The following is a 26,813-nucleotide window of genomic DNA, read 5'->3' on the forward strand; positions in this document are numbered from 1 at the left end:
TATCCCAGCGTTCGCTGGGATGACGGGACTGATTGATGACCTCCACCTCGACCAATTTCGTCAACGTCGGCGAACGCACCAACGTCACCGGCTCCGCCGCGTTCAAGAAGCTCATCATGGCCGGCGATTACGCCAAGGCCGTTGAGGTCGCGCGCCAGCAGGTGGAAAACGGCGCGCAGGTGATCGACGTCAACATGGACGAGGGCCTGCTCGACGCCCATGAAGCGATGACGACCTTCCTCAAGCTGATCGCCGCCGAGCCCGATATCGCGCGCGTGCCGGTGATGGTCGATTCATCCAAGTGGGACGTGATCGAGGCCGGGCTGAAATGCGTGTCGGGCAAGCCGATCGTCAATTCGATCAGCATGAAGGAAGGCATCGACCAGTTCCTTGAACATGCCCGCAAGTGCATGGCTTACGGCGCCGCCGTCGTCGTGATGGCGTTCGACGAGGTGGGACAGGCCGACACCCAGGCGCGCAAGATCGAGATCTGCGAGCGCGCGTACACGATCCTGACCGGCATCGGCTTCCCGCCCGAGGACATCATCTTCGATCCCAACGTCTTCGCGGTGGCGACGGGGATCGAGGAACACAATAACTACGGCGTCGATTTCATCGAGGCGACGCGCGAGATCAAGCGCCGCTGCCCGCACGTCCACATCTCGGGCGGCCTGTCCAACCTGTCGTTCAGTTTCCGCGGCAACGAACCCGTCCGGCGCGCGATGCACAGCGTGTTCCTGTACCACGCGATCCCCGCCGGCATGGACATGGCGATCGTCAACGCCGGCCAGCTCGACATCTATGACCAGATCGACCCGGAACTGCGCACCGCGTGCGAGGACGTCATCCTCAACCGCGATCCCGATGCCGGCGAACGGCTGGTCGCGCTGGCCGAGAAATATCGCGGCACCGATGCGGTGGCGGAAAAGGCGGCGGCCGAATGGCGTTCGCTGCCCGTCACCAAGCGGCTGGAATATGCGCTGGTCAAGGGCATCGACCTGCACGTCGTCGAGGATACGGAGGAATGCCGCCTTCAGTTCGCGCGGCCGATCGAGGTGATCGAAGGCCCGTTGATGGACGGGATGAACGTCGTCGGCGACCTGTTCGGCAGCGGCAAGATGTTCCTGCCCCAGGTGGTGAAATCCGCCCGCGTGATGAAGAAGGCAGTCGCCCACCTGCTGCCCTTCATCGAGGCCGCGAAGGAACCCGGCGCCAAGGGCAAGGGCAAGGTGGTGATGGCCACCGTCAAGGGCGACGTCCACGATATCGGCAAGAACATCGTCGGCGTCGTGCTTCAGTGCAACGGCTTCGAGGTCGTCGATCTGGGGGTGATGGTGCCCTGGTCGAAGATCCTGGAGGCGGCGAACGAGAATGACGCCGACATGATCGGCCTTTCCGGCCTCATCACGCCGTCGCTCGACGAAATGGTGACGGTGGCCGAGGAGATGAAGCGCACCGGCATGACGATGCCGCTGCTGATCGGCGGCGCCACCACGTCGAGGGTGCACACCGCGCTGCGCATCGCGCCGGCCTATGACGGGCCGGTCGTCCATGTGCTGGACGCATCGCGCGCGGTGGGCGTGGCGACCACGCTGGTCAGCGACACGATCCGCGACGAATTCGTCGCCAAGACCGCGCAGGATTATGAAGCGGTGCGGATATCACGCGCCAACAAGGGGCAGAACGAACTGCTTTCCCTGGCGAAGGCGCGGGCCAATCCGTTCGTCGCCGACATGGCGCTGAAGCCGCCGGCGCCGGCAAAGCCCGGCGTGCACATCTTCCGCGACTGGGACTTGAACGACCTGCGCCAGATGATCGACTGGACCCCGTTCTTCCGGGCATGGGAACTGGCTGGCAATTTCCCGGCGATCCTCGACGACGCGGTGGTCGGGGAGAGCGCGAAATCGCTCTACGCCGACGCGCAGGCGATGCTCGACCGCATCATCGCCGAGAAATGGCTGACCGCGCGGGGAGTCGTCGGGCTGTGGCCGTGCGCGCGCTACGAGGACGATGTCGTCGTCGACCTGAAGGGCGATTTCAACGCCGACGAACTGCGCGGCTTCGACATGCTCAATCTTGTCGAGGGCACCGATATCGTGCGCCTGCCGTTCCTGCGCCAGCAGATCGCCAAGCGCGAGGGACGGCCCAACATGTGCCTGACCGACTTCATCGACGAAAAGGGCGACTGGATCGGCGGCTTTGCCGTCAGCATCCACGGCATCGAGCCGCATCTCGCCCGCTTCAAGGCGGCGATCGACGATTATTCGGACATCCTGTTGAAGGCGCTGGCCGACCGTTTCGCCGAGGCCTTCGCCGAACGCCTCCACCAGCATGTCCGCACCGAGCTGTGGGGCTATGCGGCGGGCGAGCAACTGACCAACGAGGCGCTGATCCGCGAGCAATATCGCGGCATCCGCCCCGCGCCGGGTTATCCGGCGTGCCCCGAACACAGCCTGAAGCCGATCCTGTTCGACATGCTCGACGCCCATCACGCGACCGGCGCGACGCTGACCGAAAGCTTCGCGATGCTGCCGACGGCGGCGGTCAGCGGCTTCTACTTCGGCCACCCCCAGGCCGAATATTTCGGCGTCGCGCGGATCGGGCCGGACCAGTTGGAGGATTATGCCGCGCGGCGCGGGGTGGACGTCGAACAGGCGACGCGGTGGTTGCGACCGAATCTGGATTGAGGAGGGTAGAGAAGAAGGGGATGTTTGGGCGCCCGGAACCCGCCTTTCTTCTTCTGCCTACCGCGCCGCCGGCAGCCAGCCCAGTTCCAGTCCGGCATAGCGATCGACATAGTTCGCCGCCCGCGCCAGCGCGCGCTGGTCCCGGATCGTCATGCGGCCGCCCTCGCGTGCGATCAGCCCGTCTTCCTCCAGCTGACGCAGCATGCGGTTGACGTGGACGGCGGTCAGCCCGGTCGCGTCGCCGATTTCTTCCTGCGTCAGCCCCAGCGAGAAGGTGTCGGTGATCGACTTGTCCTGCGCGGCCATGCGGTTGCGCATGTCGAGGATCAGCGCCGCGACGCGTGCCTTGGCCGACGTGCGGCCCAGCGCCGCCAGCCGGTCGGTCAGCGCGACGCGCTCGACCTGTGACAGTACCAGGATCATCGTGGCGACCCGCGGATGTTCCTCGAACAACCGACTGAGCGCCGCGCGGTCGAACGGGCACACTTCCGAATCGACCAGCGCGGCGATCGTCTCCGGCGATTCGCGATAGATCATCGCCGGCACGCCCAGCATGTCGCCGGGGAAATAGAATCGCAGGATCTGGCGGCTGCCGTCGTCGAGCAGCACATAGCTCATCAACAGGCCCCGGCGGACGATGTGCAGGTCGCCCGACGGCTCGTTTTCGCGCTGGAGCACCGCACCGCGGCGTATGTCGCGCGACTTCTCCTCCAGCCGCGCCAGCGCGGCCTTCTCGTTCGACGTCAGATCGATGCGCTCGCCCAGCACTTCGGCGAAACAACTCGCACGCACGTGATCGTTACCCCCCACTAGCCTCCTGCAAAGCAGTCCCGCGAAATCAATGCATTAAAGTCGATCAAGCGAAAGCGTTCCGCCCGCCGCTTGCCTGTGGGCAAAGGGGCGATACAAGTCCGCCCATGGACCGTATCCTTATCCGTGGCGGCAATGTGCTGAAAGGCCGTGTCGCGATTTCCGGCGCCAAGAACTCGGCGCTGACGCTGATGCCGTGCGCGCTGCTCACCGACGAGCCTCTGACGCTCAGGAACCTGCCGCGCCTGGCCGACGTCGACGGCTTCGGCCACCTGCTCAACCAGCTCGGCGCATCGACCGCGATCGAGGGGACGCGGCCCGAGGATTTCGGGCGGGTGATGACGATCCGCGCCGGCCGCCTGACCTCGACGGAGGCGCCCTACGACATCGTTCGCAAGATGCGCGCGTCGATCCTGGTGCTCGGCCCGATCCTGGCGCGGATGGGTGAGGCGCGCGTGTCGCTGCCCGGCGGCTGCGCGATCGGCAACCGCCCGATCGACCTGCACCTGAAGGCGCTGGAGGCGCTGGGCGCGGAACTGGAGACGTCGGCGGGCTATGTGACGGCGCGCGCGCCAGGCGGCAGGTTGAGCGGGGGGCGCTATCGTTTCCCTGTCGTCTCGGTCGGCGCGACCGAGAACGCACTGATGGCCGCCGCCACTGCCAAGGGCACGTCGGTGCTGGAAAACGCCGCGCGCGAACCCGAGATCGTCGATCTGTGCAGGCTGCTGGTCGCGATGGGCGCGGCGATCGACGGCATCGGTACGGAGACGCTGACGATCGAGGGCCGCGATCGCCTGCACGGCGCGACCTATGCGGTGATGCCCGACCGGATCGAGGCGGGCAGCTATGCCTGCGCCGCCGCGATCACCGGCGGCACGATCGAGCTGGTCGGCGCCGACGCCAACGACATGGCGGCGACGCTGTCCGCGCTGGCGGATTCGGGTGCGGTGATCGAGCTGCGCAAGGGATCGATCGTGGTGTCCGCGCCCGATCGGCTGCGCCCGCTGACGCTGTCGACCGCGCCCTTCCCCGGCTTCGCCACCGACATGCAGGCGCAGTTCATGGCGATGCTGACGAAGGCCGACGGCGCGTCGATGCTGACCGAGACGATCTTCGAGAACCGCTACATGCACGTGCCCGAACTCGCGCGGATGGGGGCCGACATCTCGGTCAGCGGTCGCACCGCCGTTGTCCGCGGGGTCGACCGGCTGGTCGGCGCGCCGGTGATGGCAACCGATCTGCGTGCGTCGATGAGCCTCATCATTGCCGGGCTGGCGGCGGAGGGGGAGACTTCGGTCAGCCGCGTCTACCACCTCGATCGCGGCTACGAGCGGCTCGAGGAGAAATTGCAGGGCGTCGGCGCCGACATCGAACGCGTCGGCGACGGCTGAGCGGCGCCCGACAGATAGGCATCGGGGCAAAGGGGGGAAGATGATCGGAAAGCTGCGCAAGGCGATGTTGTTGTGCGCGGCGATCGCGCTGCCCGTGACGGCACAGACGCCCCAGACGCCGGCGGCGGCGGCCCCGACCAGCGCCGCCCAGCGCCACAACCCGCCGGCCGACGGTGTCGCGCTGGCGGAGGCTCTGCGGCTCGTCGATATCTGGCTCGATTCGGTCCAGGTCTACAAGCGGTTGCCCTCGCTCACCGCCGCAGTCGTGCAGGGCGACCGTATCGTCTGGGCGGGTGCCTACGGCCATATCGACGCCGCGCGGACGATCCCGACCACGCCGTCGACCATCTATTCGATCTGCTCGATCTCGAAATTGTTCACCGCCATCGCGCTGATGCGCGAGTGGGAAGCCGGCAAGGTCCGCCTCGACGATCCGGTGACGACCTATCTGCCCTGGGCGAAGCTCGCGGCTTCGGGGGAGGACAGCGTGCCCGTCACGGTGCGCGGGATCCTGACGCATTCGGCCGGCCTGCCGCGCGAATCGGCGCACCCCTACTGGACCGGCCCCGACTTTCCGTTCCCGACCACCGACGAGATCAAGGCGACGATCGGCGGCCAGGCGCCGCTCTATCCCGCGTCGCGCTGGTTCCAGTACAGCAACCTGGGGCTGACCCTGGCCGGAGACATCGCCGCCGCGACCGGCGGCGAGGCCTATGACGCCTATGTCCAGCGCCACATCCTGGGCCCGCTCGGCCTCAAGGACACGCGCCCGACCTTTCGCGGAGACGAACTGGGCAAGCGGATGGCGGTCGGCTGGGGGGCGCTGAAGCGCGACGGCACCCGCGACCTGCTCAAGCCGTTCGATACCCGGGGAATCGCACCCGCCGCCGGCTTCACCTCGACGGTCGAGGATCTTGGCCGCTTCGCGATCTGGCAGTTCCGCCTGCTGCGCACCGGCACGCCCGAGGTGCTGAAGGCGTCCACCCTGCGCGAGATGCAGCGGGTGCAGTACACCGATCCCGATTTCCGAACGACCTGGGGGCTGGGCTTCGCGGTGCGGCGACAGGGCGACCGCACGTTCGTCGGCCACGGCGGCGACTGTCCGGGCTATCGCACGACGCTGCAGTTGCTGCCCGAGACCGAGACGGCGGTGACCGCGATGGCGACCGGCGCGGAGAATCCGGCGCCGCAGGTCGCGCAAATTTTTCAGTTGCTGGCGAAGCGCCAGGGCCACAGCTTCAAGGCGCCCGCTCCGGCGTCAGTCGATCTGGCACCGTTCACCGGCGTCTATTCGTCGCAGCCGTGGGGCAGCGAGTTCGTGCTGGTGCCCTGGGCCGGCGGACTGGCGATGCTCAGCCTGCCGTCGGAAACGCCCGCCGACGACATCGCCTTCCTCAAGCCCAGGGGCGGCGACGTGTTCCGCCCGGTCCGCGCCAGCGGCGGCGAGATGGACGAGGTCCGCTTCGTGCGCGACGCGAGAGGCCGGGTGACGGGGCTCAGCCGCTTCGGCAACATATCGAAGAAGACGCGCGACCTGCCGGCGTTCCAGATGCGGTAGGCGACGGTCCGTCCAGGATGACCTGCGGACGGGCCGGATTTACCCCCCAATCGAGATCACGCTCTCGCTCTGCCCGCCGCCGGCCGGCTTGGTGGTCAGGCGGAACGGCTTGCCCTCCTCGGTCGTGCCGCTCAGCGCGTCGCCGTCCGCTTTCAGCGTGAAGCCTTCGGCCGCCAGCCGCCCCTGGAACCAGTCGCGCACCGCCGCCGTGCCGACCGGGCTGGTGAAATTCACCTCCACCCCGCCGCCGTTGCGGCCGGCAACGTTCATGCTGGTGATCTTTGATCCCGTCGGCAGCGACACGCCGTTCATCTTGAAATCATTGGCGTCGAGCTGGATGCTGGGCAGGTCGATGTTCGCCTTGAAGCCCGGCACGTCGATCGCGACGCGGCCGTCCTTGCCCAGGTTGGCGCTGAACGCGTTGCCGTCCTCGCCCTTGATCGAGATCGACGTGCCCTCGTCCTTCGCGGCTTCGTCGGCCGAACCGCAGCCCGCCAGCAACAGGGCGGGGACGATCAGGAAAGCGCTGCGCATCGCGGAAACTCCCGTATTAGTCTAGCAATACACGTAAGTGCGGCTTGCGCCGTCGTCAACCAATTGTCCGTTGACCGCGGTGTCCGTTGCGGTGCAGCAATCGATCATGGCCAGCCTTCCCCCGATCGCGAACAATGCGGACGTCCGCTTCCTCGGCAAGCTGCTCGGCGACGTCATCCGAGCCTATGGCGGCGAGGCGCTGTTCAAGCGGATCGAATATATCCGCGCCACCTCGGTCGATCGCGCGCGCGGCGTCGCGGGGGCCGACGCGATCGATCCGGGGCTGGAGCGCCTCAGCCTCGACGACACGCTCGATTTCACACGCGGCTTCATGCTGTTCTCGATGCTCGCCAACCTGGCCGAGGATCGCCAGGGCGTCGCGGCGGAGGAAGGTGCCGACGTCGCCCATGCGCTGGCGAAGCTGGAGAAGGACGGTATCGATCGTGCCGCCGTGCTGGCTCTGCTGGAAGATGCACTGGTCGCCCCCGTCCTGACCGCGCACCCCACCGAAGTGCGCCGCAAGTCGATGATCGATCACCGCAACACGATCGCCGATCTGATGGCGCTCAAGGACCGCGGGCTCGACGAGACGTTCGACGGCGACCGCATCGACGACGCGATCCTGCGCCAGATCGCGCTGCTGTGGCAGACCCGCGTTCTGCGCCGCGAACGGCTGTACGTCGCCGACGAGGTGGAAACCGCGCTCAGCTATCTGCGCGACGTGTTCCTGCCCGCGCTGCCCGCCCTCTACGCGCGGTGGGATCGCGCGCTCGGCACCCGCGTGCCGTCGTTCCTGAAGCCGGGGAGCTGGATCGGCGGCGACCGTGACGGCAATCCGTTCGTCACCGCCGACAGCCTGGCGCTGGCGCTCGGCCGCGCGAGCGAGGCGGTGCTCGGCCATTATCTCGATCGCGTCCACCTGCTCGGCGCCCAGCTTTCGATCTCCACCGAGCATGCCGTCGTCGACGACGGGGTGCTGGCGCTTGCCATCATCAGCGGCGACACCGCGCCGAGCCGCGAGGACGAGCCCTATCGCCGCGCGCTTTCCGGCATCTACGCACGGCTCGCCGCCACCCATCTGGCGCTGACCGGCAAGCCCGCGCCGCGCCCCGGCGCGCTGAAGGGCGATCCCTATCCCGATCCGGCCGCCTTCCGCCGCGATCTGGCGGCGATCGCGCACGGTCTGGCCGGCACCGACCACGGCCCGCTCTCGTCGGGCGGCAAGCTCGGCCGGCTGATCCGCGCGGTCGAGACGTTCGGCTTCCACCTCGCCACCCTCGACCTGCGCCAGAACAGCGCGGTGCACGAGCGGGTGGTCGCCGAGCTGCTGAAGGCGGGCGGGGTCGAGGACGATTATATCGCGCTCGACGAGGATGCGCGCGTCGCCCTGCTGCGCCGCGAACTCGCCAGCCAGCGTCCGCTGACCAGTCCGTACGCGACCTATTCGGAGGAGACCGCGAGCGAATTGTCGATCGTTCGCGCCGCGGCCCAGGCGCAGGCGACATACGGCCGCGCCTGCATCCGGCAATATATCGTGTCGATGGCGCAATCGGTGTCGGACCTGCTCGAAGTCCACCTGCTGCTCAAGGAAGCCGGGCTCTACGTGCCGGGCGATCCGCCGCGGGCGCACATCATGGCGGTGCCGCTGTTCGAGACGGTCGCCGATCTCGAACGCGCGCCCGGCATCATGCGCGAGTGGCTGGCGCTGCCCGAGGTCGCGGCAATCGCCGCCGCGCGCGGCGTGCAGGAAGTGATGATCGGCTATTCGGACAGCAACAAGGACGGCGGCTACCTCACCTCGACATGGCAATTGTCGAAGGGATCGTCGGCGCTCGCCCCGGTGTTCGAGGAAGCGGGCGTGCGGATGCAGCTGTTCCACGGTCGCGGCGGGGCTGTCGGGCGCGGCGGCGGATCGTCGTTCCAGGCGATCCAGGCGCAGCCCGCCGGCACGGTGCAGGGCCGTATCCGCGTGACCGAACAGGGCGAGATCATCGCCGCGAAGTACGGCACCCGCGCGAGCGCGATGACCAACCTGGAGGCGATGGCATCGGCGACGCTGCTCGCAAGCCTTGCCCCGGCCGAGCTGCCCCCGGCCGACAAGGCGCGGTTCGAGGCGGCGATGGACGAACTCTCCGACACCGCATTCCGGGCCTACCGCGACCTCGTCTACGGCACCGAAGGCTTCCGCAGCTATTTCCGCCAGGCCACGCCGATCGCCGAGATCGCCGGGCTGAAGATCGGCTCGCGCCCCGCCAGCCGCAAGAAATCCGACGCGATCGAGGATCTGCGCGCCATCCCCTGGGTGTTCAGCTGGGCGCAGGCGCGCGTCATGCTGCCCGGCTGGTACGGCGTCGGCCAGGCGCTGGAGGCGTTCGAGGACAAGGGCCTGCTGCGCGAGATGGCGGCGAGTTGGCCGCTGTTCCAGTCGACGCTCGGCAACCTCGAACAGGTACTCGCCAAGTCCGACCTGGGGCTGGCCGCCCGCTACGCCGCGCTGGTCGAGGATCGCGCGCTGGCCGACGCGGTGTTCGGCCGCATCAAGGGCGGCTGGCAGGCGACCCACGACGGCCTGCTCCAGGCCACCCGCCAAACCCGGCTGCTGGAGAAGAACCCCGCGCTGGAGGCGTCGATCCGCCTGCGCCTGCCCTATATCGAACCGCTCAACCTGCTCCAGATCGAACTCCTCAAGCGCCACCGCGCCGGCGAGGACGATCCGCGCATCGGCGAGGGCATCCTGCTGTCGATCAACGCGATCGCGACGGCGCTCAGGAATTCCGGCTAGCGGGCAGCGGGGCGGCCAGCCGCCCAGCCTGACGACATGCCAGGGAGCTTATGGGATGACAACCTTGGGCCCCCGCCTGCGCGGAAGCGCGGCGGGAGCCTCAAATTCCTCCGTCCGTGACGGCGCGCCCCTCGCCCTCCAGCCGTGCCGCCAGGTCCGCCATGCACGCCCCCAGCTTCGCCGCATCGGGGCTGCGCACCACGAAGTTTGCCCCGACCCGTCCGTCGCGGAAGAAAGGGTAGCTGCCGATCTGCACCGCACCGTCATCACCCGCGTGGGCCCGCTCGACAGCGCCGAGCAGGTCGGCGACTTCGCTTTCCGCGACCCAGCAGCCGATCGTCGCCGAAAGCACCGGACGCCCGCCCTCCAGCGTGCCGGTCAGCGCGTCGAGCATGCCGGCGGTGATATGCGGCACCCCCGCCATCACAAAGATGCTGCCGATGCGGATGCCGGGCGCACCCGACAGGCGATTCTCGATCAGTTCGGCGCCGGCCGGCACACGCGCCATGCGCAGCCGCGCCTCGGTCAGGCCGCCGCGCTTGGCATAGTATCGTTCCAGCATCGCGCGCGCCGCCGGATGGACTTCAACCCCGACGCCCAACGCCTTCGCGATCGCATCGACGGTGATGTCGTCGTGCGTCGGTCCGATCCCGCCGGTCGTGAACAGATAGTCGTTGCGGGCGCGCAGGGCGTTGACCGCCTCGACGATCGCGCCCTCGACATCGCCGACGATCCGCACCTCGGCCAGGCGGATTCCCTGGACGTTGAGCCACGCGGCGATCTGCGCGACGTTGCGGTCCTGGGTGCGGCCCGACAATATCTCGTCGCCGATCACGACGAGGGCGGCAGTCCAGATACGCTCGCTCATGGCGACAGCGCATAGCGAAACCGCGCGCGAGCCGCTATATGCGCCGCCATGACCGAATATGTGACCGCCGACGCCCCGCTCTCGCGCACGGGCGCGATCCGCCTGCACGGGGCTCAGGGCTTTGCCGGTATGCGCGCCGCCGGGCGCGCCGCCGCGGAGGTGCTCGATGCACTGGTGCCGCACGTCGTGCCCGGCGTCACCACCGCCGAACTCGACGCCATCGCCTTTGCCGAGATGACGGCACGTGGCGGGGTGCCGGCGACGCTGGGCTATCGCGGCTACACCCATAGCTGCTGCATCTCGATCAACCATGTCGTATGCCACGGCATCCCGAGCGAGCGGACGCTGAAGGACGGCGACATCGTCAACATCGACGTGACGCCGATCGTCGACGGCTGGCATGGCGACACCAGCCGCATGTACCTGGTCGGCGACGCGGTGCCGATCAAGGCGAAGCGACTGGTCGACGTCACCTATGAATGCCTGATGCTCGGCATCGAGCAGGCGAAGCCCGGCAACCACATGGGCGACGTCGCGCACGCCATCCAGCGCCATGCGGAAAAGCATCGCTACGGCGTGGTGCGCGATTTCTGCGGGCATGGCCTCGGCCAGCTGTTCCACGACGCGCCGGAAGTCGTCCATGTCGGGCGCCCCGGCACCGGGCCGGAACTGCGGCCGGGCATGTTCTTCACGATCGAGCCGATGATAAACATCGGCAAGCCGGACGTGAAGCTGCTCGACGACGGCTGGACCGCGGTTACCCGCGACCGCTCGCTCAGCGCCCAGTTCGAGCACTCGATCGGCATCACCGAGGACGGTTGCGAGATCTTCACCCTGTCACCCGGCGGGTTCCACCAGCCGCCCTATTGATGCCCGATATTTGGGCAGCGGCGCTCCATCTGCACAAAGTTCAGGCACCGCCTCGCCCCCTTCGCATCGACCTCGCGAGACAAATCGCGCCACCATCAACTGGCACGCTTGCTGCAACGCACGCAATCGGAGACATTGGCGCCCTTCCGGCAGCCAGGGGGTGGGATTCGCGTGAAGAAGATCGAAGCGATCATCAAGCCGTTCAAGCTCGATGAGGTGAAGGAGGCGCTGCACGACGTCGGCGTCAGCGGCATCACCGTGACCGAGGCCAAGGGCTTCGGCCGGCAGAAGGGCCATACCGAACTGTATCGCGGCGCCGAATATGTCGTCGATTTCTTGCCCAAGGTGAAGCTGGAGGTGGTCGTCGAGGATTCGCTGGCCGAGCGGGTGGTGGAAGCGATCGCCCAGGCGGCGCAGACCGGCCGCATCGGAGACGGCAAGATCTTCGTCATCCCGGTCGAGACCGCGTTGCGCATCCGCACCGGCGAACGCGACGACGACGCGATTTGACGCGACGCAACATAGCATGATTTGAAGGCGCCGCGGCGCAACATGATTCTGTCGCCCGTGGGCGGCACATCTCTGGAAGAGCAAAGGGTTACATCATGGCGAATTCGCCCAGCGACGTTCTGAAGATGATCGAGGAGCAGGAGATCGAGTGGATCGACCTGCGTTTCACCGATCCGAAGGGCAAATGGCATCACCTGACCATGGTCGCATCCGTGATGGGCGAGGACGAGTGGACCGACGGCCTGATGTTCGACGGTTCGTCGATCGAGGGCTGGAAGGCGATCAACGAGAGCGACATGATCCTGAAGCCGGATTTGGACGCGGTGTACGTCGATCCTTTCTCGGCCACGCCGATGCTGATCGTCGTATGCGATGTCGTCGAACCTTCGACCGGCGAGGGCTATTCCCGCGATCCACGCACCACCGCCAAGCGCGCCGAGGCCTATGTCCAGACACTGGGCATCGGCGACACCGTCTATGTCGGGCCGGAAGCTGAATTCTTCATGTTCGACGACGTGCGGTTCGAAAACAGCTATTCGACCAGCTATTACAAGATCGACGATATCGAACTGCCGGGCAATTCGGGCCGCGAATATGAAGGCGGGAACATGGGCCACCGCCCGCGCGCAAAGGGTGGCTATTTCCCCGTCGGGCCGGTGGATTCGGCGGTCGATATCCGCGGCGAGATGGTCTCGACCATGCTCGAGATGGGCCTGCCCTGCGACAAGCACCACCATGAGGTGGCGGCCGCGCAGCACGAACTGGGCCTGACCTTCGGCACGCTGACCACCACCGCCGACCGGATGCAGATCTACAAATACGTCGTGCACCAGGTCGCGCATGCGTACGGCAAGTCGGCGACCTTCATGCCCAAGCCGATCAAGGACGACAACGGCAGCGGCATGCACACCCACTTCTCGATCTGGGAAGGCAAAACGCCGCTGTTTGCCGGCAACGGCTATGCCGGCCTCAGCGACATGTGCCTCTATTTCATCGGCGGCGTCATCAAGCATGCCAAGGCGGTCAACGCCTTCACCAACCCGACGACCAACAGCTACAAGCGGCTGGTGCCGGGTTACGAGGCTCCGGTGCTGCTCGCCTATTCGAGCCGCAACCGTTCCGCCTCGTGCCGCATCCCGTACGGGACGGGCGCCAAGGCGAAGCGCGTCGAAGTGCGCTTCCCCGATGCGCTGGCGAACCCGTACCTGGCCTATGCCGCGCTGCTGATGGCGGGCCTGGACGGCATCCAGAACAAGCTCCATCCCGGCGAGGCGATGGACAAGAACCTGTACGATCTGCCCCCGGCCGAACTGGCCGAGGTGCCGACCGTCGCCGGTTCGCTGCGCGAGGCGCTCGACAGCCTCGAGGCAGACATGGACTTCCTGTTGAAGGGTGACGTCTTCACCAAGGACCAGATCGAGGCGTACATCGAGATCAAGCGCGGCGACGTCGCGCGCTGGGAAATGACGCCCAGCCCGGTCGAGTTCGATATGTACTATAGCGGGTGAGGCGCGGGGCGCACGTCGATAGCGAAAGCTGTCGGCGAGACGCCCAAGCCCGGCCGGCGGGCGCTCAGCCCGTCCGACGACGCGGCTTTGCCGCGGCGGGATCTGATACAAGGGGCGTCCGGAGCGATCCGGGCGCCCCTTTCCCATGCCTCTCATTCCCGCGCAGGCGGAAACCGATAGTCGCCAGACGCGGTAGGCTTCACGAAGGCCAGCCAGAATGGATTCCCGCCTGCACGGGAATGACGATCGAGAACGAAACGCTCCCCTACCCCGCCAGCGCCCGCCCGAGCGCCGCGACGATATCCTCGCGCGAATAGGGTTTGCCGATCAGCTCGGCGCGGATCGCCTCGGGCGGGTCGGCGCGCGCATAGCCGGTCGCGAAGACGATCGGCACCGCACGGTCGGCGAGCACGCTGGCGATCGGATAGCTGGTTGCCTCGCCCAGGTTGATGTCGAGGATCGCGGCGTCGAGCACCGCACCGCGCGCCTCGGCCAGCCCCTCGGCGACCGTGGCCGCCGGGCCGACCACGGTGCAGCCGAGGTCGGCCAGCATATCCTCCAGGCACATCGCGACGATCGGCTCGTCCTCGACCACCAGGATCGTCAGCCCGGACAGATCGATCATCCGCGCCTCTCGCCGAGCGGCGCATCGACCGTGCAGCGCAGGCCGTCGGCGGCGAAATCGATCGTCACGCTGCCGCCCAGTTCGGCCGACAACCCCCGCTCGATCATCCGGGTGCCGAACCCGCGTCGCGCGGGCTCCAGCACCGGCGGCCCGCCGCATTCGACCCATTCAAGCATCAGGCGGGACGGCGCGCCGCGATCGATCGTCCAGCGCACCTCGACCCCGCCACCCGGCACCGACAGCGCGCCATATTTGACCGCGTTGGTCGCCAGTTCGTGCATCGCCAGCGACAGCGACACCGCGGTGCGCGTCGACACCGCGAAATCAGGGCCCGACAACGCCATCGCCCCCGCCGGGCCATGGGGGGCCAGCGCATCGCCGATAACCTGGGCCAGCGAGATGTCGCCCCAATGCCGCGCGGTGAGCAGGTTGTGCGTCTGCGACAGCGCACGCAACCGCCCGTCGAACGCGGCACGCGCCGCGGCCGGATCGGCGCCCGCCTTGAACGTCTGCTGGGCGATGCCCTGGATGATCGCCAGCATGTTCTTGACGCGGTGGTCCAGCTCGTCGATCAGCAGTTGCTGGCGCGCCTGCGCCTCACGCATGTCGGTCACGTCGAACGAGACGCCGACGAACCGGTCGGGGCGCCCGTTGTCGCCATCGATGCGACTGCCGTGGCTCTGCAGCCAGCGCTGCTCGCCGGTATCGGCGCGGCGGATGCGATAGACGATCGTGTAGGGCGTCCCGTCGGCGATGCAGGCGGCGAGCGCGTCGCTGGCGATCCCGCGATCCTCCGGGTGGACCCGATCGAGCCACGCCTCGATCGTCCCGTCGCCGTCGCGCGCGCGCGGCAGGCCGAGCAGGTCGAACCGGTTGGCCGACCAGCTGCCACGTTGCGTCTCAAGGTCGAGGTCCCACGCCGCCATCCCGGCGCCCTCGATCGCCAGCCGCAGGCTGCGCTCGCTGCGCCTGAGCGCCACCTCCGCAGCACGGCGTTCGCTCACGTCGATGCTGATCGCCAGCACGCCATAGGGGGTGCCGTCCGCGCGGCGGATCACCGCGACCGAATTGTTGACCCAGACATTCGATCCGTCGGGGCGGACATAGCGTTTCTCGTGCACATATGGCGTACCGTCGCGCACCGCCGCCTCGAACAGCGGCAGGTTGCATGGCAGGTCGTCGGGGTGGGTGATCGCCTGCATCGTCAGGCCGGCGAGTTCCTCGCGGCTGCGGCCGGTGATCTCGCAAAACCGGTCGTTGACCAGGGTGAAGCGCCCGTCGAGATCGACCTGGCCGAACCCCGCCGCCGTCTGGCCGACGAAGGCGCGCAGCTGTGCCTCGCGCTCCGCGAGTTCATAGGAGGCCAATCGCGCCTCGGTAACATCGTGCGCTACCCCGACATAGCCAATGTGCCGCCCCGTGCCGTCCCGGCGCGGCTGCGAGGTCGATTGCAGGATGCGCCAGACGCCGTCGGCACGCCGATAGCGCCCCTCCAGCGTGAAGGCGGCGAGGCTCGCCTCTCCGGAGATCGATTCGGCGACGATGCGCGCGACATCGTCGGGATGGAGGATCGTGCGCCAGTCGAGCCGCAGCGCCCCGGTATAATCGCCCCCTGCAAAGGCGACATAGGCGCGGTTGACGAAAGTCCGCACACGATCGAGGCCTGTCACCCACATCAGCACCGGCGCCGAATCGGCGATCAGCCGGAACTCGTCGTCGGTCTGCCCGGCGGTACGCGCCACGGGATCGCTCCCCGGCTGGTCGGGATGGTGCATGGCGCGCGTGTTGAATCATGGTCTTGCGGCGACGTCCAGCGTGAAATCACAACGGGCATTTGCCGTGCCGGACAGCCATGTTAGCCCTCGCCCATGACACACCCGCTCCGCGTTCGCGCCCTCGCCGCCGCATTGGCCCTCGGCATCGCCGTCTCGCCTTCGACCGCCACCGCGCAGACACCCGCGCAGATCACACGGATGAAGGCGACGATCGCCGCCGACGAGGGGCGCAACATCGCGTTGCTCGAACGGCTGGTGGCGCAGAATTCGGGCTCGCTCAACATCGACGGCGTGACGAAGGTCGGCGCGATGATGCGCGCCGAGCTGGAGCCGCTGGGTTTCCAGGTGACGTGGGAGGATATGCGCGCGACCGGCCGCGCCGGCCATCTGGTCGCGACCAAGCCGGGCAAGGGCGCCCGCATCCTGCTGATCGGGCACCTCGACACCGTGTTCGAACCGTCGAGCCCGTTCCAGGCGTTCGAGCGCAAGGGCGACCGCGCGATCGGCCCCGGCGTCGGCGACGACAAGGGCGGGATGGTCGTCATCATCGCGGCGCTGCGCGCGATGCAGGCGGCCGGCACGCTGAAGGACGCGGCCATCACCGTCTATCTGACGGGCGACGAGGAAAAGACCGGCACGCCGCTCTCCACCGCCCGCGCCGGACTGATCGCGGCGGGCAAGGCGGCCGACTATGCGCTGGAATATGAAGGGCTGGTGGTCGACGACGGCCGCGACATGTCGACCATCGCGCGGCGCGGCGCGGGCAGCTGGGAAGTGAGGACCACGGGCGTCACCGGCCATTCGTCGGGCGTGTTCAGCGCCGGCATGGGCTATGGTGCGTCGTACGAGCTGGTCCGCATCCTCGACGCCTTCCGCCGGGAGTTGCCGGAGCCGAACCTGACCTACAATATCGGCGTGATGGCCGGCGGCACCCCGGCGACGCTCGACCCCACCGGCGAGGTCGCGAGCGCGACCGGCAAGACCAACATCACCGCCGCCCAGGCCGTCGCACGCGGCGACCTGCGCGCGCTGACCCCGGAACAGGAGGAACGCGTGCGCGCGAAGATGCGCGACATCGTCGGCAAGCACCTGCCCAGGACGACCGCGACGATCGAGTTCTTCGACAGCTACCCCCCGATGGCCCCGACGCCGGGAAACACCGCGCTGCTGGCGAAACTCAATGCGGTGAACCGCGACCTCAGGCTGTCCGAAATGCCGCCGCTCGATCCGCTGCGGCGCGGCGCGGCCGATTCGGGCTTCGTCGCCGCCGACGTGCCCACGCTGGGCGGGCTCGGCACCGCAGGCTCGGGCGCCCATGCGGAAGGGGAATGGGTCGATCTCGCGTCGATTCCGCGCCAGGCGCTGCGCTCGGCGGCGCTCATCACCCGCCTGTCGAAGGAACGCGCGCGGAAATAGCCCGGCATAGGGGGGCGGTCCGTTCACCCGTTTCGACTTGCAACGCGCATGGCTGACCGCCATGTCCATACCCGGAATTCGAACTTCCCGGAGGCGACGATGCGGCAGCAACTCAACCACTATATCGGCGGCGCCTGGACCGAGAGCGAGGGCGGCACGCCGCACCACGTCATCAATCCGGCAACCGAGGCGCCATGCGCCGAGATCATGCTGGGCTCCGACGCCGACGTGGACAAGGCCGTCGCCGCCGCGCGCACCGCCTTCGACGGCTGGTCGCGCACTTCGGTCGATGAGCGCGTCGCGCTGCTCGAAGCGATCCTGGTCGAGTACAAGGTCCGCGCCGGCGACATGGCGAAAGTGATCGCCGAGGAAATGGGCTGCCCCATCTCGTTCGCCGGCACCGCGCAGGTCGGCACCGGCATCGGCCACCTGACGGCTGCGATCGCCGCATTGAAGGCGTTCCCCTTCACCGAACAGGTCAACCAGAGCCTGGTCGTCCATGAACCCATTGGCGTCGTCGCGCTCATCACGCCGTGGAACTGGCCGCTCAACCAGATCGTCGCCAAGGTCGCGCCGGCGCTCGCCGCGGGCAATACGATGGTGCTCAAACCTTCGGAGGAAGCGCCGTCCTGCGCCGCGATCTTCGCCCAGGTGCTCGACAAGGCGGGCGTGCCGGCCGGCGTGTTCAACCTCGTCAACGGCGACGGCGCCGGTGTCGGCACCGCGCTGTCGCGCCATCCGCAGATCGACATGGTCAGCTTCACCGGTTCCACCCGTGCCGGCATCCAGGTCGCGAAGAACGCCGCCGACACGGTCAAGCGCGTCCATCAGGAACTGGGCGGCAAGTCGCCGTCGCTGGTACTGGAGGGCGCCGACCTGGCGAAGGCGGTGCCCGGCACGCTGGCGAGCGTGCTGATGAATTCGGGGCAGAGCTGCATCTCGCCCACCCGCCTGCTCGTCCACAAGAGCCAGCATGACGAGGCGGTGGCGATCGCCGCACAGGTGGTGAAGGCAGCACAGACCGGCGATCCGATGGCGGAGGGCCGCCACCTCGGCCCGCTCGTCAACAAAGCGCAGTTCGACAAGGTCCAGGCGCTGATCCGCAAGGGCCTGGAGGAAGGCGCGGTGCTGGAGGCCGGCGGCCCCGGCCGGCCCGACGGCGTCGAGACCGGATGGTTCGTCAGGCCGACCCTGTTCTCGGGCGTGCGCAACGACATGACCATCGCGCGCGAGGAGATTTTCGGACCCGTCCTGACGATCATCCCCTATGAGGACGAGGAGGACGCGATCCGCATCGCCAACGACACCGAATACGGCCTGTCGGCGGTGGTGTTCGGCGACGCGGAAGGCGTGAAACGCGTCGCCCCGCGCCTGCGCGCCGGCATGGTCTACATCAACGGCGGCCAGCCCGATTCCTCACTGCCGTTCGGCGGCTACAAGCAGTCGGGCAACGGCCGCGAATACGGCAAATACGGCCTCGCCGAGTTCATGGAGGTGAAGTCGATGGTCGGCGCGCTGGCGTAGGCGCGATCACCCGATCGCAGGGTATGATGGCGGCACGCCGGCGCGCGCGACCGCCGCCTCCATCCGGTCGAGTTCGGCGTCGGTCAGCGCCGGAAAGAACTCCGCGCGCTTGCGGGCCGACAGCCGGCCATCGTTCTGGGCGCAGAACTGGATGAACAGGCTGGCGAGGCGATCCGGCAGATCGATCGCATCGGCCAGCCGCCGCTTGGCCTCGTCGAAGCGCTGGAGATAGTCGAGTTCGGCGGGCAGCGAGAATCGGATCGTCCGTTCGATCCGGTCGATCAGATATTCAGCCTGACGCGTCGCGTCGAAATAGCGGTAGAGGTACGCGGTATCGTTGAGCACGCGGACGTTGCCGTCGTCCGTCGGCATCCATTCGATGTGCGGCAGGGCGACAGACGAATAATCCTCCAGCGCCACGCGATAGCCGGGCAGGTCCTCCAGGATCGCCGCCGATACCGGCAACACGACGCCGGCCGGATTGAATCCGGTTTCCGCCAGCGCCTTCTGAATCAGGAAGCGGTGCAATCGTCCGTTACCATCGCCGAACGGGTGAACGAAAACGAAGCCGAAACCCAGCAAGGTCGCCGTCAGGATCGGATCGAAGCGCGATCGCAGGCACAGATCATAGGCGGCGAAGATCGCGTTCAGCAGCGACGGCAGATCGTCGGACCGGGCCGAGATGTGATCCGGCACGGGCGTCTGATCCCGATGATCGTGGCGTCCGACAAAGCCGCCATCGGCACGCAGGCCATACACCACGAAGCGGTCGGCGGCCGGATCGAACAACGACCGGTGAAGCTGTTCCAGGCTGGGCAGCGACAGCGCGACATCGCGCGCCTCCGCGATCACCCGGCCCCAGCGTTCGAGCCGGTTCCGCGGCGGTGTCTCGCCCTCGATACCGAAAGATCCCTTGCTCTCGTTGAGCAGCAGGAAGTTGGTCGCCCGGCGCAGGATCGCCGGATCGGCGCGATCGACCGCATCCCTGGCTTCCGCCTGCAGCGCGTCGATCCGATCGCTCCCCAACCGCTCGGTACGTCGGATCAGCGGGCAGAAGCCGGGGACGCCGGGCAGGTTGTTGGCGATCTTGTGCCGCACAGAACGCGTAGGGCGACGGCCGATATACAGGTTGGGATCGAGCAGAGGGATGTAGGATACCCCCTGAACATCGTCGATCGGCAATCGCTGGCCGGTCATCCATTCGTACAGAAACCACGCACGGCGGGTGTAGATGCCGCGCGGGTTGCCCTCGATGTGCCGCGTCAGGGCCGGCGCGACATCTGGACGGGCGAACAATCGATCGAGGACGCGCAAATCGACGCCTTCGTGCTTCAACGCGACTGAAATATGCTCGATCGGATCGTTCGGAACGCGGTAGTTGGCGTTGCGGGACAGCAGCAGCCAATCGATACCGTCTCGCGTCACCACGGCCTTTTGCCCGACCGTGGACAACGCCGTCAGCCGGCGCGGCGGCGGGCAATCGAGCTGGAAATGCTCGATCAGTTCCGCATATCCCATAAGCTGGGCGTCAGCGGGGCGACCGGGAATTTCGATGGCCATCGTCGCGATTCGTCCGATTGAGAAACCAAAATCTCGATTGAAAAAACCCAAAATTTGCCCTGCCGTCAAATTTTTCCCAATTTTGGTGTCTTTTTCCCCATTAATGGGAAAAGGTCGCAATTTCTGCCCAATCGAAATTGAAACGATCCATCACGGGCGAAACGGCGGTTCTTTTCCCGAAACGTTCCGCCCCGCGCTCAATAATCCTTCGAAACGCGTACGTTCGCGCTCTGGCGGCCGATCGTGGAGATGGAGGACAGCAGCGACAGCCAGCGCGTGACCTGGAATTCGACGCGCGTCGCCGAATAGCCCTGACCGTCGCTGATAATTTCCGCATAGACGCGGCGGGTCAGGAACTTGCCGGCGGCGATCGCGGTGCCGGCGCCGGTCTGGGCATCGGCGGGCAGGATGCGCAGCCGGTCGAGCCCGGCCGCGCGGCGCACCGCGTTGATCGGATCGAGGCCCGCGCCGGAATTGAGCGCAGCGACGGCGGACGCGAGCTGGAGCGCTTCCGGCGCCGACAGGCTGGTGATCGACGTGCCGAACAACAGGCGCGACAGCAGCTCGTCCTCGGGCAGCGCGGGGATGCTGGCGAAGCTGATCTCGGGCTTTTCCGAATTGCCGGTGACGCGGATCGTTGCGCTCAGCCCCTGCATGCTGGCGTTGGCCGCGATGTCGAGCGCAGGATTGGCCGGCACGCTGCCGTCGAAGCGGATGATGCCGCGTTCCAGCTCGAACTCGCGGCCGGCGAACTCGTAATCGCCGCGCACCAGGTCGAGCCGGCCGGTGATGCGCGGGTTGGTCGGCTCGCCGGCGATCTTGAGGCTGCCCGACCAGATGCTGTCGAGGCCGAGGCCGCGCACGACGAAGCCGTCGGCGATCCGCGCGTCGAGATCGAGCCGCCACGGATCGGCGGGCGCGTCGTCAACCTCGTCACCGCCCGGCACGTTGATCTCGCGAATCGCGATACGCGGCACCGCCGCCGCCTGTGCCGCCTGTCCCAGCCGGTAGCGCCCGCGATTGACGACGACCTGGCCCGAGATGACGCCGCCCGACCCGTCCGACCGGAAGCGCAGCGGGCCGGTCACCGTCGCGGCGATATCGTCACGGCCGATCAGTTGGGCGTTCTGCGCCTCCACGTTCAGGTCGATACCGAAACCGCGCGCGGCGGCGAGATCGAAGGTGCCGCTGCCCGAGACGCGGCCCTGCCCGGCGTCCTGCGCGGTGAAGCTGTCGATCACCAGTTTCGATCCGCCGAACCGGCCGGTCGCGGCGATGTTGCGCAGCACCGTGCCGGTCGTCGCGCTTTCGATCCGCGCCGTCTGGGTGCGCAGCGATCCGCGTATCTCGGGATCGGCCAGCCGCCCGGTGAGGTCGGCGCCGATCGCGACCGGGCCGCTGAGGTCGAACAGCTCGACCCCGGTCAACCGCCACAGCGTGTCGGCCGGCCCGGAATAGCGCAGCTGGCCGACCAGCGGCGCGTTGGCCAGCCGCGTGACGAGATCGCCCCCGGCAAGCGGCGAGAGCAGCATCTGTGCGCGGCCGATCGTCTGCCCGCCCGACGCCATCACCGCGCGCACCCCCGCCTTGCCCGCATCCAGCGTGCCGGCCAACCCGACGTCGATCGGCCGCGACGAGAGGACGAGGCCCGATCGCGTCAGCCCGCGCACCGTCATGTCGATTGCCCCGGTCGGCGCCGCATCGCCGCGCGCGGCGTAGCGCAGGGTGCCGGTTGCGCTGCCGCCCAGCCCCAGCCCAGGATAGGCGATGTCGAGCACCGAGAGCGGCATCCGCGCAAGACTTGCCTCGAACGCGGTCTCGACCGCCGAGAAGCGCCCGCCGACCTGCGCCTCGCCGCCGGCGAAGGTCAGTTTCGCCGGTTGCAGCCTCCAGGCACCTGCCCCGGACCCCGATCCGGGGTCGCCCTCGCGCACCAGCACCGCCGGCCCGGCGAGCGCGATCGGGCGCCGATCGACCGTCCCCTGCGCCTGCACGGTATACCGATCGGGTGTGATGCCGATCACCGACTGGATCGCGAAGGCCCGCCCCTGGCTGCCAGCGAACGACGCGCGTGCCTCGCCCACCCCGTCCTTCAGCTTCACGTTCGCCGCCAGCCGCGCGAGCGACAGCGCCCCGCGCCGCAGGCCTGTCGCGCTGATCGTCGCGTCGATATCGGTGCCGGCAGGAGCGAGCAGCACCGCCGCCTCGACCCGGCCGCGCCGGATGCGCAGCCCGTTCGCCAGCTGCGCGGCGCGCGCGTCGAGCGCGATGTCGATGCGCTGGATGTCGCCCTGCGGCCGGAAGGCAAGGTTGCCCGACAGGCCGCCGCCATTCACGTCGAGCCGTCCGCTGAAGCCGCCCGCGACGACGTCGAGCGCGCCGCTCGCGCGGGTGCCGGCGACGTCGAGCCGCGCGACCTGGATGCGCGCGTCGCCACCGGAGGGCAGCAGGATCGCGCCCGCGCCGGTGAACGGCCCGAGGCGAGATCCGCCCGCCGCGGTGAAGGCGAACCCCTCCGGCGTCGGATCGAGATGCGCGCGCACATCGCTCAGCCCCATCGCCTCGTTGGGCCGGCGCAGCAGCAGGTCGATCACCGGTTTCTCGATCGGCCCGTCGAGCCGGAGCGTCAGCGCGCCGTAATCGGCCTGCGTACCCGCCCCCTCGAAGAAGAATGTTCCGTCGCGCCGCCGATAGCCGTTACCGCGAATGGTGAGGCCGGGCGAAGTCAGCACCAGCCCGCGCAGGTGGAGGATGCCGTCTGCCCCGCGCTCCAGCCCGGTGACGATGCGGGGCAGGCCCTTGGTCAGGCTGGCGAAGAAGGCGTTGTCGAGCCGCACGACATTGGCCGATCCGCTGCCGATCACGCGGGTGCCGCGTCCGCCGGGGCCGGGCACCACGCGTAGCCGCGATTCTACGTCGACCAGTCCGATGCCGGGGATCAGATAGCGCCGGAGCCCGCCGGTCAGCCCGACCTCGTACACGCCGGTGCGCAGGTCGAGGAACAGCGTGATCCGCCCGTTGAGCTGGTCGGACGACAGGCGCAGGCCGTCACCGGTCAGCTCTCGCGCGGTGACGCGCAGCGGCCCGGTGACGCGCAGGTTGCGCAAGATGCCGCCGGCCACGTCGCCGACGCCGGTCACCCGCGCGGCCGTCAGATCGACCGGCACGATCACCGGCGGGTCGCTCCAGCGCATCCGTCCGGCGGCGCGCACCACCTCGAACCCGGTATCGTCGAACTGGACCTGATCGGCGGTCAGGCGATAGTCGATCCCGGCGGTGGCGAACGCGCCGTCGATCACCGCGCGCAGCTGGATGTTGCGCCCGGCCATGTTCGGGAACAGCGCCGGGGGCTGCAACAGCCGCGCCGCCACGCGCACGTTGCGGAAGCTGCTGTCGCCCAGATCGATCTCGCCCGTCGTGTCGAGCGTCAGCGCCGGCGAGCGCAGCGAGAGGTTGCCGTCGATCCGCCGCCGCGCCAGCGTCGCCGCGCCATTCACCAGCACGCGCGGCGCCGTCAGCCGCTGGACCTTGCCCTGCGTAATCGCCGACGGCGCGACGCTGCCGGTCAGCGCATAGCGGCCCGCGTCGTTGGACAGACGAAGATCGACGATCCGTGCATCGCCCGCATCGGCGGTCGCGGTGCCGCGCCACGCCGTCCACGTGCCGTCGCCAGATACCTGCGCGGCCAGGCGGCGATCGATACCGGCGAGCTTCGCCAGCACCCCGCCGCGCTGCCCTTCCGCCTTCAGCGCGAAATCGAACCGGTCGCGATCGGGTTCGGCATCGAGCGTCAGGCGCAGCGCGTCGCTGCCCCGCACCACCGCCGCCAGGTCGACCAGCGCGCGGCCCGACCTGATATCCGCCCGACCCCTGATCGACCCGCTCCGCGCGATGCCGCTCACCGCCGGGGCGACGTTCAGCCGATCGACCCGCAACTCGCCGATCGCGATGTCGATCTTCGGCAGGATCGGCCCCTTGCGTCCGGTCTTCAGCGTACGCGGCAGCTTGTGCAGCGTCGCCTGCGGGATCGTCAGGCTACGAATGTCGATGCGGTTGACCAGCCAGGTCAGCGGCCGCCAGTCGAGCCTCGCGCGCGGCGCCTGGAACACCAGGCCATCTGGATCGCGCACCCGCACGTCGACCAGCACCGCCTTGCCGTACAGCGACCCCTCGATCCGCCCGATCGAATAGCGCAGGCCATTCGACGGCCGCTGCTTGGCGATCTGGTCCGCGACGAAGCGGTGCCCCATCTGCGTGTCGAGCAGCGCGGCGGCGGCGAGCAGCAGGGCGGTCAGCAGGATCCCGGCGACGACGAACCGCCCGATCCACAACCGCGGCGTGCGGCGCCGCGGCGGGGGCGGCAGGGTTTCGGCCTCGACCGCCTCGTTCAAAACGCCTGCCCCAGCGAGACGTAGACGCCGATCCGCGAATCGCCCGGCTGGCGGTTGAGCGGGGTACCGACATCGACGCGGATCGGCCCGAAGTTCGAATAATAGCGTACGCCCACGCCCGCGCCGAAACGGAAGTCGGTGAACTTGGGCAACGGCGAGGTGTAGATATTGCCGCCGTCGAAGAAGGGCACGATTCCGAAATTGCCGAACGCCTTCACCCGCGCCTCGATCGAGAATTCGGTCAGGCTGCGCCCACCGATCGGATCGTTGTTGGGATCGCGCGGGCCGATCGACTGGTAGCCATATCCGCGCACCGACGCCCCGCCGCCCGCGTAGAAGCGTCGCGAAGGCGCGATTGCGTCGCGCGGCGCGCCGGCGATCGTCCCCATCCGCAGCCGCCCGGCCATCACCACAGTCGGCGTCACCGGCTGATAGGCGCTGGCGTCGAGCTGGATGCGGGCATAGCCGAATGCGCTGCCCACCAGCGACAGTTCGGGGCTGAACCGCCCGCCCAGCCGGAACCCGCGCGTCGGGTTGAGCAGGTCGTCGGACCCGTCATAGGTCAGGCTGGTGGGCAGCGCGCCGACGAAATAGGTTCGGCGCCTGGGCGCGCCCGTCGCCAGAATGACGTCGCGCTCGTCGGTCGCGACCAGTTCCGCCCCCAGCGACCATGTCCATGCCTTCTGGAAGAAGATGTTGGTCTGCCTTTCCAGCGTGCCCGACAAGGTGAAGGTGTCCGCCTCATAGGCATCACGTTCGGTATGCGCAGCGGCGACCTGCAGCGTCAGCACACGGTCACGCCCGCGGAAATTGTTGCGGCGGAAGGTGACCGCGCCGAGCTGTTCGCGCGTGCCGGCGACCGCGCGCAGCGTCAGCGCGCCCTCGGGCGGGAACAGGTTGCGGTGGGTCCAGCTCACCTCGGCACGCGCGCCTTCGCCGGTGCCATAACCCAGTTCGCCCGCGATCGTGCGCGGCGGCGCCGGCTCCAGCGCGACCGACACGTCGACCGAATCCGGCGTCTGCCCCTCAACCGGCTCGACGCGCACCGACGATACCAGCCCGGTCTGGATCAGCGCGCGGCGCAGGTCGGTCAGCGCGGACGCATCATACTCCTGACCGGGCGCGAACCGCGCGATTTCCTGCACATGGCGCGGGCCGAAGACGCGCGTGTCGTCCATCACCACCCGGCCGAAACGACGCGCGGTGCCGAGATCGAGCGCCATCGTCAGCGTCGCGGTACGGGCGGCGCGATCGACCACCACCTCGGGCTCGCCGACGCGCGCGAAGGCGAAGCCTTCCTCGCCCACCGCGACGCGCAGCCGGTCGGCGGCGGCGGCGATGGCGTCGTTGTTGACCGGCGCATCGGCCGGAAGCCCGAACGCACGGGTCAGGTCGGCTGCACGAGTCCCCGCGCGCTCCACCCCGTCCAGCGTCACCTGGGTCAGGCGATAGACCGGCCCTGCCTCGACATCGAGGGTGACGACCGCCTCGCCAGCCCTGGGTTCGACGCGGGTGGCGATGCGCGCGTCATAATAGCCCTCGGCGCGAAGCAGGTCTTCGAGCAGCGCCGAATCCTCGCGCGCGCGGCGGTCGAGCTGGGCGGCGTTGGCCGGCTCGCCGCGCCCCTCGCGCAGCGTGGATGCGGCGTCGAAACGCTGGCGCAGCAGCGTGCCGCCGACGCCGTCCAGTCCGGTCACCGCATAGCTGTAGCGCGTCTCCGGCGCGATCTGCGCGCGCTCGGCCGATGCCGCGTCGCTATCGGCCGGCGCGGTGGCGAGATCAGGCCAGTCGATCCCGATCCCCGGCAGTTCGGCCATCGGCGATCCGGGATCCAGTTCACCATCCTGCGGCGCCGGGGCTGCGGTCGGCGCGGGCGCGGCCGGGGGCACGCTCTGGGCAACGGCGGAACAGGGCGCGAATGCAAGCCAGCAGGCGGCAGCGACGCGGCGACGGCGAGCGAGCCCGGGCATCGCCGGTGTCTAGCCCCGATGCGGTCGCCCCGAC

Annotated in this window: 17 protein-coding genes; 9 read left to right on the forward strand and 8 right to left on the reverse strand. The window is 68.4% G+C overall.

Annotated elements, in window-relative coordinates; translation table 11 throughout:
* The first annotated feature begins 35 nt into the window (after positions 1 to 35).
* A complete protein-coding gene (metH, locus tag VYI76_RS02305; protein ID WP_326523155.1) occupies positions 36 to 2,687 on the forward strand; it encodes a methionine synthase in 2,652 nt (883 codons plus the stop codon).
* Positions 2,688 to 2,744: 57 nt separating this feature from the next.
* Here metH and VYI76_RS02310 read toward each other — a convergent pair whose 3' ends face one another.
* Entirely contained in the window at positions 2,745 to 3,479 is a 735-nt protein-coding gene (locus tag VYI76_RS02310) for a Crp/Fnr family transcriptional regulator (RefSeq protein ID WP_326523156.1), read from the reverse strand.
* Positions 3,480 to 3,604: 125 nt separating this feature from the next.
* On the opposite strand from VYI76_RS02310, the gene murA reads away from it, so the two are divergent.
* Positions 3,605 to 4,888, forward strand: coding sequence for a UDP-N-acetylglucosamine 1-carboxyvinyltransferase (gene murA, locus VYI76_RS02315; RefSeq protein ID WP_326523157.1), 1,284 nt, complete (start codon positions 3,605 to 3,607; stop codon positions 4,886 to 4,888).
* Positions 4,889 to 4,928: 40 nt separating this feature from the next.
* Complete coding sequence (locus VYI76_RS02320; RefSeq protein WP_326523158.1) at positions 4,929 to 6,446, forward strand: serine hydrolase domain-containing protein; 1,518 nt, start codon at positions 4,929 to 4,931, stop codon at positions 6,444 to 6,446.
* A 39-nt stretch (positions 6,447 to 6,485) separates the two neighbouring features.
* Here the strand turns inward: VYI76_RS02320 and VYI76_RS02325 are convergent, their stop codons facing one another.
* A complete protein-coding gene (locus tag VYI76_RS02325) occupies positions 6,486 to 6,980 on the reverse strand; it encodes a hypothetical protein (protein WP_326523159.1) in 495 nt (164 codons plus the stop codon).
* Between the two features lie 106 nt (positions 6,981 to 7,086).
* Between VYI76_RS02325 and ppc the strand changes: the two genes are divergently transcribed.
* On the forward strand, positions 7,087 to 9,762 hold the full coding sequence (gene ppc, locus VYI76_RS02330; RefSeq protein WP_326523160.1) for a phosphoenolpyruvate carboxylase: 2,676 nt from the start codon (positions 7,087 to 7,089) through the stop codon (positions 9,760 to 9,762).
* Positions 9,763 to 9,862: 100 nt separating this feature from the next.
* On the opposite strand, the gene VYI76_RS02335 is transcribed toward ppc, so the two are convergent.
* On the reverse strand, positions 9,863 to 10,630 hold the full coding sequence (locus VYI76_RS02335) for a competence/damage-inducible protein A (protein ID WP_326523161.1): 768 nt from the start codon (positions 10,628 to 10,630) through the stop codon (positions 9,863 to 9,865).
* A 48-nt stretch (positions 10,631 to 10,678) separates the two neighbouring features.
* Here VYI76_RS02335 and map point away from each other — a divergent pair, with 48 nt between their 5' ends.
* From map to glnA, 3 genes are all read left to right on the forward strand, one after another.
* Positions 10,679 to 11,500, forward strand: a complete 822-nt coding sequence (map, locus tag VYI76_RS02340) for a type I methionyl aminopeptidase (protein WP_326523162.1) — start codon at positions 10,679 to 10,681, stop codon at positions 11,498 to 11,500.
* A 171-nt stretch (positions 11,501 to 11,671) separates the two neighbouring features.
* Entirely contained in the window at positions 11,672 to 12,010 is a 339-nt protein-coding gene (locus tag VYI76_RS02345; RefSeq protein ID WP_326523163.1) for a P-II family nitrogen regulator, read from the forward strand.
* Between the two features lie 95 nt (positions 12,011 to 12,105).
* Positions 12,106 to 13,518, forward strand: coding sequence for a type I glutamate--ammonia ligase (gene glnA / locus VYI76_RS02350; protein WP_326523164.1), 1,413 nt, complete (start codon positions 12,106 to 12,108; stop codon positions 13,516 to 13,518).
* A 265-nt stretch (positions 13,519 to 13,783) separates the two neighbouring features.
* Here the strand turns inward: glnA and VYI76_RS02355 are convergent, their stop codons facing one another.
* Positions 13,784 to 14,143 carry a response regulator gene (locus tag VYI76_RS02355; protein ID WP_326523165.1) on the reverse strand — a complete coding sequence of 120 codons (360 nt, stop codon included), beginning with the start codon at positions 14,141 to 14,143 and terminating at the stop codon, positions 13,784 to 13,786.
* Positions 14,140 to 15,918: a PAS domain-containing protein gene (locus VYI76_RS02360; RefSeq protein WP_326523166.1), complete on the reverse strand. Its 1,779-nt coding sequence runs from the start codon at positions 15,916 to 15,918 to the stop codon at positions 14,140 to 14,142. The genes VYI76_RS02355 and VYI76_RS02360 overlap by 4 nt, the downstream gene beginning before the upstream one ends.
* Before the next feature lie 93 nt (positions 15,919 to 16,011).
* On the opposite strand from VYI76_RS02360, the gene VYI76_RS02365 reads away from it, so the two are divergent.
* Positions 16,012 to 17,334: a M20/M25/M40 family metallo-hydrolase gene (locus VYI76_RS02365; protein WP_326523167.1), complete on the forward strand. Its 1,323-nt coding sequence runs from the start codon at positions 16,012 to 16,014 to the stop codon at positions 17,332 to 17,334.
* Between the two features lie 99 nt (positions 17,335 to 17,433).
* Positions 17,434 to 18,858, forward strand: coding sequence for an aldehyde dehydrogenase family protein (locus VYI76_RS02370; protein WP_326523210.1), 1,425 nt, complete (start codon positions 17,434 to 17,436; stop codon positions 18,856 to 18,858).
* A gap of 6 nt (positions 18,859 to 18,864) precedes the next feature.
* On the opposite strand, the gene VYI76_RS02375 is transcribed toward VYI76_RS02370, so the two are convergent.
* From VYI76_RS02375 to VYI76_RS02385, 3 genes are all read right to left on the reverse strand, one after another.
* Entirely contained in the window at positions 18,865 to 20,418 is a 1,554-nt protein-coding gene (locus VYI76_RS02375) for a Fic family protein (RefSeq protein WP_326523168.1), read from the reverse strand.
* A 197-nt stretch (positions 20,419 to 20,615) separates the two neighbouring features.
* On the reverse strand, positions 20,616 to 24,809 hold the full coding sequence (locus VYI76_RS02380) for a translocation/assembly module TamB domain-containing protein (protein ID WP_326523169.1): 4,194 nt from the start codon (positions 24,807 to 24,809) through the stop codon (positions 20,616 to 20,618).
* Complete coding sequence (locus VYI76_RS02385; protein ID WP_326523170.1) at positions 24,806 to 26,779, reverse strand: autotransporter assembly complex protein TamA; 1,974 nt, start codon at positions 26,777 to 26,779, stop codon at positions 24,806 to 24,808. The genes VYI76_RS02380 and VYI76_RS02385 overlap by 4 nt, the downstream gene beginning before the upstream one ends.
* Positions 26,780 to 26,813: the final 34 nt, after the last annotated feature.

The sequence above is a fragment of the Sphingomonas sp. genome (genome assembly GCF_035910975.1).
In the GTDB taxonomy this organism is placed as follows: Bacteria; Pseudomonadota; Alphaproteobacteria; order Sphingomonadales; family Sphingomonadaceae; genus Sphingomonas.

What these genes read in the sequence shown, in the direction of transcription:
- VYI76_RS02355 (WP_326523165.1), bottom strand. Translation starts at nt 14,143, where the DNA reads ATGATCGATCTGTCCGGGCTGACGATCCTGGTGGTCGAGGACGAGCCG.
- VYI76_RS02325 (WP_326523159.1), bottom strand. Translation starts at nt 6,980, where the DNA reads ATGCGCAGCGCTTTCCTGATCGTCCCCGCCCTGTTGCTGGCGGGCTGC.
- VYI76_RS02370 (WP_326523210.1), top strand. Translation starts at nt 17,434, where the DNA reads ATGCGGCAGCAACTCAACCACTATATCGGCGGCGCCTGGACCGAGAGC.
- map (WP_326523162.1), top strand. Translation starts at nt 10,679, where the DNA reads ATGACCGAATATGTGACCGCCGACGCCCCGCTCTCGCGCACGGGCGCG.
- metH (WP_326523155.1), top strand. Translation starts at nt 36, where the DNA reads ATGACCTCCACCTCGACCAATTTCGTCAACGTCGGCGAACGCACCAAC.
- VYI76_RS02375 (WP_326523168.1), bottom strand. Translation starts at nt 20,418, where the DNA reads ATGGCCATCGAAATTCCCGGTCGCCCCGCTGACGCCCAGCTTATGGGA.
- VYI76_RS02320 (WP_326523158.1), top strand. Translation starts at nt 4,929, where the DNA reads ATGATCGGAAAGCTGCGCAAGGCGATGTTGTTGTGCGCGGCGATCGCG.
- murA (WP_326523157.1), top strand. Translation starts at nt 3,605, where the DNA reads ATGGACCGTATCCTTATCCGTGGCGGCAATGTGCTGAAAGGCCGTGTC.
- VYI76_RS02360 (WP_326523166.1), bottom strand. Translation starts at nt 15,918, where the DNA reads ATGCACCATCCCGACCAGCCGGGGAGCGATCCCGTGGCGCGTACCGCC.
- VYI76_RS02385 (WP_326523170.1), bottom strand. Translation starts at nt 26,779, where the DNA reads ATGCCCGGGCTCGCTCGCCGTCGCCGCGTCGCTGCCGCCTGCTGGCTT.
- glnA (WP_326523164.1), top strand. Translation starts at nt 12,106, where the DNA reads ATGGCGAATTCGCCCAGCGACGTTCTGAAGATGATCGAGGAGCAGGAG.
- VYI76_RS02335 (WP_326523161.1), bottom strand. Translation starts at nt 10,630, where the DNA reads ATGAGCGAGCGTATCTGGACTGCCGCCCTCGTCGTGATCGGCGACGAG.
- VYI76_RS02365 (WP_326523167.1), top strand. Translation starts at nt 16,012, where the DNA reads ATGACACACCCGCTCCGCGTTCGCGCCCTCGCCGCCGCATTGGCCCTC.
- ppc (WP_326523160.1), top strand. Translation starts at nt 7,087, where the DNA reads ATGGCCAGCCTTCCCCCGATCGCGAACAATGCGGACGTCCGCTTCCTC.